We start from the raw sequence: 9,403 nt of genomic DNA on the forward strand, positions 1-9,403 counted from the left end.
CGGCGGGGCGTTTGCCTTGCTTCAGGCGCTCCTAGGCGCTGGCGACGAGTTCCTCGGCCCGGGGGAACGCCGGCGGGTTCACGTGCGCCATTTCTTCGAGCACACGGATCACCTGGCAGCTGTAGCCGTATTCGTTGTCGTACCAGACGTAGAGAATGGCGTTCTTACCGTTGGAGATGGTGGCCAGCCCGTCCACGATGCCGGCGCGCTTGGAGCCAACGAAGTCCGTGGAAACGACCTCGGGGGAATCGATGTAGTCGATCTGCTTGTGCAGTTCGGAGTTCAGCGACGTCTCCCGGAGGAAGGTGTTCAGCTCTTCCTTGGTGGTCTCAGTTTCGAGGTTCACGTTCAGGATGGCCATGGAGACATCCGGGGTGGGAACGCGAATCGCGTTGCCGCTGAGCTTGCCCGCAAGTTCCGGAAGCGCCTTGGCCACTGCTTTTGCAGCACCGGTCTCGGTGATGACCATGTTCAGCGCGGCCGAACGTCCGCGGCGGTCGCCCTTGTGGAAGTTATCGATCAGGTTCTGGTCGTTGGTGAAGGAGTGGACCGTCTCCACGTGCCCGTTGACGATTCCGTACTTGTCGTTGAGCACCTTCAGTACCGGCGTGATGGCATTGGTGGTGCAGGACGCCGCGGAGAGGATCTTGTCATCGTCGGTAATCGCCTGGTGGTTGATGCCATGCACGATGTTCTTCAGGTCGCCCTTGCCCGGCGCGGTCAGCAGTACCCGGGAGACGCCCTTGGCGCTCAGGTGCTGGGCCAGTCCGTCCTCGTCGCGCCAGCGGCCGGTATTGTCCACCACGATCGCGTTGTCGATGCCGTAGGCGGTGTAGTCGACGGCCGCCGGATCATTGGAGTAGATCACCTGGATCAGCGTTCCGTTGGCCAGGATGGTGTTGGTTGCCTCATCGACAGTGATGGTGCCCGGGAAAGCCCCGTGCACCGAATCGCGGCGCAGCAGGCTGGCGCGCTTGACCAGGTCGTTCTCGGCGCCCTTGCGCACGACGATCGCCCGCAGGCGCAGGCCGTGCCCGCCGCCTTCATGGTCGATCAGGATGCGCGCCAGCAGGCGGCCGATTCGGCCGAAGCCATACAGGACTACGTCGGTACTGGTCCGCTCGTCGGCTCCGTGCTTGCCGGCGACCTCGGAGAGTTCGGCACGCAGGAACTCCACCAGCGGCGCGCCGTTGCCTTCGCGCTGGTACTTGGCGTTCATCCGGGCCAGGTCCACCGAGGCGGCACCGAGCTCAAGTTCGGTAAGGGCCTGAAGGATCGGCAGGGTTTCGGACACCGGCAGCTCGACGTCGTCAATCTGGCGGGCGAATCGGTGCGCCTTCAAGATATCGATGACGGAGCGGTTGACCAGCGGGCGGCCGTGAACCGAGGTAACAACACTGTTCTCCCGGTAGAGCCGGCCAATGAGCGGGATCATGGCTTCTGCCATAGCCTCCCTGTCCATCCACGCATCCAGGCAGGTATCGGACTTCTGGCTCACAGATCTTCACATCCTTTGTCTCAGCCGGCACTGCTTTGTGACCGGTTGGTAAGTCCTCCGGCGACGGGGCCGGAGCAAGCCCGCTTGGGCCGTGTCTTGACGCTTCGCGGCGCAGGGCACGGCCGCGAACCACTTACAAGTGTATTAGGCCACAGACAAACCTCAGGACGGGCTTAGGAGATGTTCATCACAGCTTGGACTGCTCCTGGGCTGCGGCCTGCGGCGTCCCCGCTGCTGCTTCAGCCGGTGCCGGCTCCAGGTCCTCGAGGTGCCGGACACCCTTGAGCGGCCCCCGAGCGGCAACGAACGGAGCCAGCACCGCGATGAGTATGCCAATGATGATTCCGCCGCGCACGCCGATGGTGGTGGCGAGGACACCGGCCAGCAGCGATGCCACCGCCAGCATCCCCCAGCTCACCATCCTGGTGGCGGAGCCGAGGCGGCCCATCATCTCGGGAGGACAGACCCGTTGCCGGAAACTCGTGGAGACCACGATGTTCATCGAGATGGCCAGCCCGGTGAGGAACATCCCGAAGAAGCCCGGCAGCATCCCCCAGCCCGGGGTCATCAGCAGCAGCGCAGCATAACCGGCTGCAGCCGGGAACATCGAGTACCGCCACACCACTCCGGAACCGAAGCGTTCGGCCAGCCGCTTCACGCTGAGTCCGCCCAGCGTGCCGCCAACCGCCGTAGCCGCCATCAGGAACCCGAGCCAGGTGCCGTTCTCCCCCAGTGTCCGCACCACCAGCAGGACGATCAGGGAAACCACGATATTCCCGCCGAGGTTCCACAGCGCCGCCACCAGCAGCAGCACACGCAGCGGGGTGGTGCTGAGCGAATAGCTCAGGCCGGATCTCATCTCGCGCCAGATATGGCGCTTCTCCGGACTGGCAGGGATAGTCTCCTCCACCTTGAGCCCCAGGATGGCGATGAAAGAGGCAACGGAGGCAGCCAGCTGCACGAGCAGCGAATTCGACGCACCCACAGCCTGGGTCATCCAGCCGCCCAGTCCGCGTCCAACGGCGTCGGCAGACGCACCCGAGCCGGTCATCAGCCCGTTGCCTTCTATGAGCTCGTCCTTCGTTACGGCCCGCGGGATCAGCGCTGCCTCGGCAAGCGTGAAATAGACCGCCGCGAGTCCGGCAAGGAAGGACACTATGAACAGCTGCGCCGTCGTGAGCACGCCGAGCCAGTATGCGGCCGGCAGCGTGGCAAGCAGGACGATGCGGGCTACGAGCGAAACCAGGATCACCGGACGGCGGCGCCGGCGGTCCACCACCACCCCGACAGGAAGCCCGAACAGCAGCCAGGGCAGGAAGACCATCCCGGACAGGGCCGCAACGGCGAAGTCGCTGGCGCCGAGTTCCACTGCCGCAATGATGGGCAGGACCACCGCGGTCACCGAGCCGCCAAGGATACCCATGGTGGAGGAAACCCAAAGTGCCCGGAAATTGGCGTTGCGCACCACGAGGTGCCTGCCGGACGCGGGATGCGTGATCATCGACACAGAATAGCCGAGGTTCATGCGGTTGCATGACGCGCCCTACCGGTAGAAATAAGTCAGCCCAAATTCCCCTTGAACGCCTTATGATGCTTGAAAGCGCGGCAGAAGGTGTACATAATGCCCGGTCGGGCCATGGCCGTGCAGATGGGCGGGACGGGCTGGCCGATAAGCCGGGTTTTGTACCTGCGTGCCGTTACCGGCGATGCAGGCGGCAATCATCCATCTCCGGAAACCGTTGCCGGTTTCCTCCAGCGGCCTACCCGGATGCTCGGGCGGGCAGCCCTCAAACGCACCCTGTATGGCCTTGCTCCGAGTGGGGTTTACCTAGCTGCCCCGGTCACCCGGGGCACTGGTGGTCTCTTACACCACCGTTTCACCCTTACCCGCGGATAAACGCGGGCGGTCTGTTTTCTGTGGCACTGGCCTGCGGGTTTCCCCGAGTGGGCGTTACCCACCACCCTGCCCTGCGGAGCCCGGACTTTCCTCGGCAGGTCCGGCCCTAAAACCGTCCTGACGCGATTGCCTGGCCAACCCGTCCCGCGGTCAATGCTACCTGCCGCAGGACCTTACGATTAATCAGTGCTGATCCTCCTGCCCCCTTCCGAAGGCAAGACCCGTCCACAGGCGGGCCCAACCCTGACTACCGAATCCCTGCACTTCCCGGAACTGGCCGCTGCCCGCAAGGAAGTGCTCGCCGCCCTCATGGAAGCAAGCGCCACCCCGGACGCGCACGCTGTGCTGGGGGTTGGTGCCTCGCTGGCGGAGGAGGTGCGCCGCAATACGGTCCTCGAGAGCGAACCCTGTGCACCGGCGCACCGGATCTACTCAGGCGTGCTGTACGACGCGCTGGGCTACGCCACGCTCACCCCCGCACAGCAGGCCGCTGCGGACGACGCCGTGGTGGTGGTTTCCGCTCTCTGGGGCGCAATTGGGTTCGGCGACGCCATCCCGGCCTACCGGCTCTCCATGGGCACGAACCTCCCGGGCTGCGGCCGTTTGGCGGCATTCTGGAAGGCCGCACTGGCCCAGCCGCTGGGCCGGCATTCCGAAGGCCGGCTGGTGGTGGACTGCCGCTCCAGCACCTATGCCGCGGCTTGGCAGCCCGCGCAGCAGAACACTGCCGCCGTCAACGTCTTCCAGCTGCGAAACGGTGAACGCAAGGTGGTATCCCACTTTGCCAAGCACACACGGGGAGAACTGGCACGGCATCTGCTCACCCGCCCAGGCGACGCCCCGTCCTCCGTTGAGGAGCTGCGGGACGCCGCTGCGGAGAAGTGGGAGGCGGAGCTGGTGCCGCCCGCCGGCCGCAAGCCGTACCAGCTCAACCTGATCCTTCCGCAGGACCATTAGGACCGTTAGGACCATTAGCGCCGGGTGCGGCGCCTAGGTGCGGTCGGCGACCAGCTCGACTTCGAATCCGTCCCCGTTCTCCAGGTAGGCGGCATAGTGGCCTTCTCCCCCGGCGTGCCGGTCCGGGAACATCAGCGTCCAGCCGTGGCTGCCTGCACGGCGGACCAGCAGATCAACCTCTGCTGCCGTGCCGGCACCGAACGCCAGGTGGTTCAGGCCCGGGCGAAGGCGCTCGTGCTCCGCAGGCACGACGTCGGGACCTGCCTCGATCACGATATACCCCCCGGTGCCCATCCAGCTGGCACCGGTTTCCCAGGAATCCGTGCGCACAAATCCCAGGCGCTCAAGCAGCCAGCCAACGCTGGCTTCAGCGCGGGGGAAGTCCCGCACCCAGAGCTCCAGGTGGTGCAGGCGGCCAGTTGGAACGGGCTCCGGTGCTGCCGCGGTTTCCGCCGCGGCGGCGGCACTTCCAGTCTCCGTGTCTGCGGCTCCGGGAAGCTTCCGCCCCTTCCACGGCACACCGGCAATCCCCGCGTCCATGGCTTCGTTGGAAAGCCGGTCGGCGTCCTTGTTGATTTCCCGGGGAATCCACTGGTACTTCACGCGGTGCGGATCAACCACTGAGCGGGCTTTGCGCGCCAGGCGCTGCATGTCCTCATGCTTGATCTTCCAGCGGCCGCTCATCTGCTCAACGACCAGCTTGGAGTCCATCTTGGCCAGGATCCAGGCGTCCGGGTCAATGCTGTTGGCCAGTTCGAGGGCAGCGATCAGTCCGGAGTACTCGGCAACGTTATTGGACACGATGCCCAGGTACTCCGCCTTTTCCACCAGAATGGCGTTCGTTTCGGGATCGCGCACCAGCGCACCGTACCCGGCGTGGCCCGGGTTGCCGCGGGAGCCGCCGTCGGCTTCGACAATGAGGGTCCGCCGGGCGCCCGGCTGGGCGGACACGGTAGTGTCCGAAGGGTCGAACAGGGTCACCGCTCAGCTGCCCCACTCGGAGGAGCGGACCAGGATACAGCCGGAGTCCGGGCAGAAGACGACGTCGTCTTCAGCTGCCTTGCGGATATCTGCAAGGTCGCCGGGGCTCAGCTGCATGCCGGAGCCTTCGGAGGTTCCGTGGAAGAGCCTTGCAGCGCCGATTCCGTGGCGGGCCAGGGTCCGTTCATAGACGGCCAGCAGATCCGGGGCGAAACGTCCCGCCAGCTCCGTGCGCTGGCGCTGGGTTTCTGCGCGCTCGGCTTCGATTTCCGCCAGCTCGGCGTCGCGCTTGGATTCGAGGTCCGCGAGTTCGGCCTCAGCGGACGCGGCCTCGGCACGGCGCGCCGCTTCAATCCCCCGGACAGACTCCAGGCGCTCCATGACTTCAAGTTCAGTGTCTTCCAGGTCCGACCGGCGGCGGCTGAGCGACTCGATCTCGCTCTGCAGGGCGGTCAGTTCCTTCGAACCGCCGGAACCGCTGTCCAGGTGCTTCTGGTCCCGCTCCAGGCGTGCGGTTACCGAGGCGACGTCAGCTTCGGCGCGGGCAAGCTCACGCTCAATATCGGCGCTCTGGGTGGCTGCCGTGCCAAGCGCCGAGCGCGCGGCAGCGGCCTTGGCGGCGAGGGCCTTCAGGTCGGGGTTTTCCCGAACGCTGCGGGCCCGTGAATCCAGCTGCCTCATCTTGGAATCCAACGCCTGCAGGTCGAGCAGCCGCAGCTGCTCAGCCGGTGATGCTTTTGCCACCAAATACCTCCACATAATCCGCTTGCCTGACTGGTGCGGCCCTCCTAGCCTATGCCACCGGCAGGCGTGGATGGCTAGCCCGGCGTGAGGACAAAGTCCCACGGATCGGTGTTGCGGGTACTGACCCGGGTCTCAACGCTGAACCCCTGGTCCGCCAGCACGTTCTCCAGGGCACCCGCCGCCGGAGTCAACCACAGCCATTCACTGCCAAAATGCGAGACGTCGATCAGGTAGGGCCGGCCGTTCACCGCAGCTTCACGGGCTTCCGAGGCCGGATGATGGCGCAGGTCCGCCGTCACATAGACGTCCGCCTGCTGCTCCCGCACAGCGTTGAACAGGCTGTCCCCCGCCCCGCCGCACACGGCTACGCGCCGCACGAGCCCCTGGGGGTCTCCCGCCACGCGGACGCCGCCGGCAACCGCCGGCATGATACTGAAGACCAGCTCGGCAAATTCGGCGAGCGTGGTGACCTCAGGAAGATTGCCTACCCGCCCTATGCCCTCCTCCGGGAGGCCGTTGGCGGCCGGCGCCAGCGGCACGGTGTCCAGCAGTCCGAACGCGTCCGCCAAGACGTCGGAGACACCGCCGACGGCACTGTCACCGTTGGTATGGGCTGTCAGGAGGGCACAGCCGCCCTCGATCAGGCGGTGTACGGCGTCGCCCTTGAATCCTGTGCCGGCCACTGAGTGCACGGGCTTGAGCAGCAGCGGGTGATGGGTGATGAGCAGGTCCGCTCCCCATTCCAGTGCTTCGTCAATGACCTCGTGCGTGGGGTCGACCGCAAACAGGATCCGCTCCACGCTCCGCTCGGGGCGGCCGGCCACCAGGCCGACGGCGTCCCAGTCCTCTGCGAGCGATTCGGGCCAGAGTTCCTCAACGGCCAGGAGCACGTCGCCCAGCCGGGCCTGCGCCGGCTCCTGGACGGGTCCGTCTTCGCCTGCCCCGGCCGGTTCTTCGGCGCTGCCCTGGGCGTCTGGGTTGCGTGGGGTTTCCATAGGTAACAGTTCTACCCCACCGGCACCGCTGCGGGGTAAGGGAACACGTCGTGCTGTGCTTAGCGCCGCGGAAGGAAGAAAGCCCGGCCGGGGAATCTTTGCCCGGCGTACAGGCTTATACATTGGCATGAAGACCTATGTTCTAGGCGGAGGCTGCTTTTGGTGCCTCGACGCCATCTACCAGAAGACCCGCGGCGTGAAGAGCGTCGTGTCCGGCTACACCGGCGGGTTCACCGCCCATCCGGACTATGACAGCGTCTGTTCGGGCGTTACCGGACACGCTGAGGTCGTTGAAGTGACCTTTGACGAGGACGTTATCCCGGCAGAGGTCATCCTGGACATGTTCTTCATCTCCCACGATCCGACGACCCTGAACCGCCAGGGCTACGACGTCGGCACCCAGTACCGCTCCTCCATGTTCTACCGGACCGAGGAGGAGCGCGAGGAGATGGAGAAGGCGCGTGAACGTGCCCAGGCGCTGTGGAGCGATCCGATCGTGACCGAAATTACCCGGCTTCCCGTTTTCCACCGCGCAGAGGAGTATCACCAGGACTTCTATGCCAAGCACCCCGAACAGGGCTACTGCCAGGTGATCATCAATCCCAAGCTCGCCAAGGCCCGGAAATATTACGCCGAATGGCTTGACAACTGATCCTATGAATGCCTGCGGATACGCTTGAACCAACAAGCGTTCCGCATCCGGTTCACAGGCTTTTCGAACAGAGGACAAATACCATGGCACGAATTTACGACGACGTCACTCAGCTGGTCGGCGGCACTCCGCTGGTCCGCCTGAACCGCCTCACCGAAGGCCTGCCCGGCGACGTGGCGGTCAAGCTTGAGTTCTACAACCCCGCCAACTCGGTCAAGGACCGCATCGGCGTGGCCATTGTCGACGCCGCTGAGAAGGCCGGCGCACTGCGTCCGGGCGGCACGATCGTGGAAGGCACCTCCGGCAACACCGGAATCGCCCTGGCCATGGTGGGCGCCGCACGCGGCTACAAGGTCATCCTGACCATGCCGGAAACCATGTCCACTGAGCGCCGGGTCATGCTGCGCGCCTTCGGGGCCGAGATTGTCCTGACTCCGGGCGCGGACGGCATGCGCGGCGCGGTGGAGAAGGCCAAGGAAATCGTGGCCACCACGGACAACGCCATCTGGGCCCAGCAGTTCGCCAACGCTGCCAACGCCCAGATCCACCGCACCACCACGGCCGAGGAAATCTGGGCCGACACCGACGGCAAGGTGGACATCTTCGTGGCAGGCGTGGGCACCGGCGGCACCATAACCGGCGTCGGCCAGGTCCTGAAGGAGCGCAAGCCGGGCGTGCAGATCGTCGCGGTCGAGCCCAAGGACTCCGCCATCCTCAACGGCGGTTCCCCGGGACCGCACAAGATCCAGGGCATCGGCGCCAACTTCATCCCCGAAATCCTGGACACCGAAATCTACGACGAGGTCTTCGATGCCTCCATTGAGGACTCCGTAGCCACTGCACGTGCTCTGGGCACCCAGGAAGGAATCCTGGGCGGCATTTCCTCCGGTGCGATCGTCTGGGCCGCGCTGGAACTCGCGAAGCGGCCGGAAAACGCCGGTAAGCTGATCGTGGCCGTTGTCTGTGACTTCGGAGAACGCTACATCTCCACAGTTCTCTACGACGACATCCGCGGCTAGCCAGCCCCGCCGGCGACGGCGGGTACCCCGAAGCAGAAAGTCACCCGTGAGTTTCCTGTCCCGCCTGCGCGAAGACCTCACCGCTGCCGCGTCCCACGACCCGGCGGCGCGCGGATCCTTCGAGAACCTCGTTGTCTACTCCGGGCTGCACGCCATCTGGGTGCACCGGCTGACCCACAAAATGTGGGCCAACCCGGCGCTGCGTTTCCCGGCACGAGCGCTCTCGCAGTTCGCCCGCTTTGCCACCGGGATCGAAATCCACCCCGGCGCCAGAATCGGCCGGCGCTTCTTCATCGACCACGGCATGGGGGTGGTGATCGGTGAAACAGCGGAAATCGGCGACGACGTGATGCTCTACCACGGCGTAACCCTGGGCGGACGGTCGCTGGCCAAGGTCAAACGGCATCCCACCCTGTGCAACGGCGTCGTCGTCGGGGCCGGGGCGAAAATCCTGGGCCCCGTGACCATCGGCGCCAACAGTGCAGTGGGTGCCAATGCAGTGGTGGTCAAGGACGCACCTGCGGACTCGATCATCACGGGCATCCCGGCAACCTGGCGGCACCGTGATCCAAAGATGAACCAGCCCGCCGTTGATCCGGCGGAGTACGTGGATCCGGCGATCTACATCTAGGTACAAACAAAATGGCCGGCTGCCCCCTT

General features: G+C 65.3%; 9 protein-coding genes and 1 other RNA gene. 4 read left to right on the forward strand and 6 right to left on the reverse strand.

Going from position 1 to position 9,403, the window contains the following annotated elements:
• Positions 1-31: 31 nt before the first annotated feature.
• The 3 genes from ABFX29_RS02685 to rnpB all read right to left on the reverse strand — a co-directional run bounded on the left by ABFX29_RS02685 (position 32) and on the right by rnpB (position 3,537).
• Positions 32-1,498: a glyceraldehyde-3-phosphate dehydrogenase gene (locus ABFX29_RS02685; RefSeq protein ID WP_152227503.1), complete on the reverse strand. Its 1,467-nt coding sequence runs from the start codon at positions 1,496-1,498 to the stop codon at positions 32-34.
• Positions 1,499-1,685: 187 nt separating this feature from the next.
• On the reverse strand, positions 1,686-2,999 hold the full coding sequence (locus ABFX29_RS02690) for an MFS transporter (RefSeq protein WP_170287745.1): 1,314 nt from the start codon (positions 2,997-2,999) through the stop codon (positions 1,686-1,688).
• Between the two features lie 153 nt (positions 3,000-3,152).
• Positions 3,153-3,537, reverse strand: an RNA gene (gene rnpB / locus ABFX29_RS02695) — RNase P RNA component class A.
• 44 nt (positions 3,538-3,581) lie between these two features.
• On the opposite strand from rnpB, the gene ABFX29_RS02700 reads away from it, so the two are divergent.
• Positions 3,582-4,352, forward strand: a complete 771-nt coding sequence (locus tag ABFX29_RS02700; RefSeq protein ID WP_152227499.1) for a YaaA family protein — start codon at positions 3,582-3,584, stop codon at positions 4,350-4,352.
• Between the two features lie 33 nt (positions 4,353-4,385).
• Here the strand turns inward: ABFX29_RS02700 and ABFX29_RS02705 are convergent, their stop codons facing one another.
• The 3 genes from ABFX29_RS02705 to ABFX29_RS02715 all read right to left on the reverse strand — a co-directional run bounded on the left by ABFX29_RS02705 (position 4,386) and on the right by ABFX29_RS02715 (position 7,072).
• The gene (locus ABFX29_RS02705) at positions 4,386-5,303 is read right to left on the reverse strand and encodes a reverse transcriptase-like protein (RefSeq protein ID WP_152228351.1); all 918 of its coding nucleotides are present in this window, start codon (positions 5,301-5,303) and stop codon (positions 4,386-4,388) included.
• 33 nt (positions 5,304-5,336) lie between these two features.
• Positions 5,337-6,077 (reverse strand): zinc ribbon domain-containing protein, encoded by a 741-nt coding sequence (locus ABFX29_RS02710; protein ID WP_152227497.1) that lies wholly within the window; start codon positions 6,075-6,077, stop codon positions 5,337-5,339.
• 74 nt (positions 6,078-6,151) lie between these two features.
• The gene (locus tag ABFX29_RS02715; RefSeq protein ID WP_152227495.1) at positions 6,152-7,072 is read right to left on the reverse strand and encodes a Nif3-like dinuclear metal center hexameric protein; all 921 of its coding nucleotides are present in this window, start codon (positions 7,070-7,072) and stop codon (positions 6,152-6,154) included.
• A gap of 127 nt (positions 7,073-7,199) precedes the next feature.
• Between ABFX29_RS02715 and msrA the strand changes: the two genes are divergently transcribed.
• From msrA to epsC, 3 genes are all read left to right on the forward strand, one after another.
• Positions 7,200-7,724 (forward strand): peptide-methionine (S)-S-oxide reductase MsrA, encoded by a 525-nt coding sequence (gene msrA / locus ABFX29_RS02720; RefSeq protein ID WP_152227493.1) that lies wholly within the window; start codon positions 7,200-7,202, stop codon positions 7,722-7,724.
• A gap of 83 nt (positions 7,725-7,807) precedes the next feature.
• Positions 7,808-8,743 carry a cysteine synthase A gene (cysK, locus tag ABFX29_RS02725; RefSeq protein WP_152227491.1) on the forward strand — a complete coding sequence of 312 codons (936 nt, stop codon included), beginning with the start codon at positions 7,808-7,810 and terminating at the stop codon, positions 8,741-8,743.
• A 46-nt stretch (positions 8,744-8,789) separates the two neighbouring features.
• A complete protein-coding gene (gene epsC / locus ABFX29_RS02730) occupies positions 8,790-9,374 on the forward strand; it encodes a serine O-acetyltransferase EpsC (protein WP_152227489.1) in 585 nt (194 codons plus the stop codon).
• Positions 9,375-9,403 lie beyond the last annotated feature (29 nt).

This window comes from Arthrobacter gandavensis, from assembly GCF_039528575.1.
GTDB classification, from domain to species: Bacteria; Actinomycetota; Actinomycetes; order Actinomycetales; family Micrococcaceae; genus Arthrobacter_B; species Arthrobacter_B citreus_B.

Coding starts and splice junctions, on each gene's coding strand:
- ABFX29_RS02690 (WP_170287745.1), bottom strand. CDS start 2,999: ATGATCACGCATCCCGCGTCCGGCAGGCACCTCGTGGTGCGCAACGCC.
- ABFX29_RS02715 (WP_152227495.1), bottom strand. CDS start 7,072: ATGGAAACCCCACGCAACCCAGACGCCCAGGGCAGCGCCGAAGAACCG.
- msrA (WP_152227493.1), top strand. CDS start 7,200: ATGAAGACCTATGTTCTAGGCGGAGGCTGCTTTTGGTGCCTCGACGCC.
- cysK (WP_152227491.1), top strand. CDS start 7,808: ATGGCACGAATTTACGACGACGTCACTCAGCTGGTCGGCGGCACTCCG.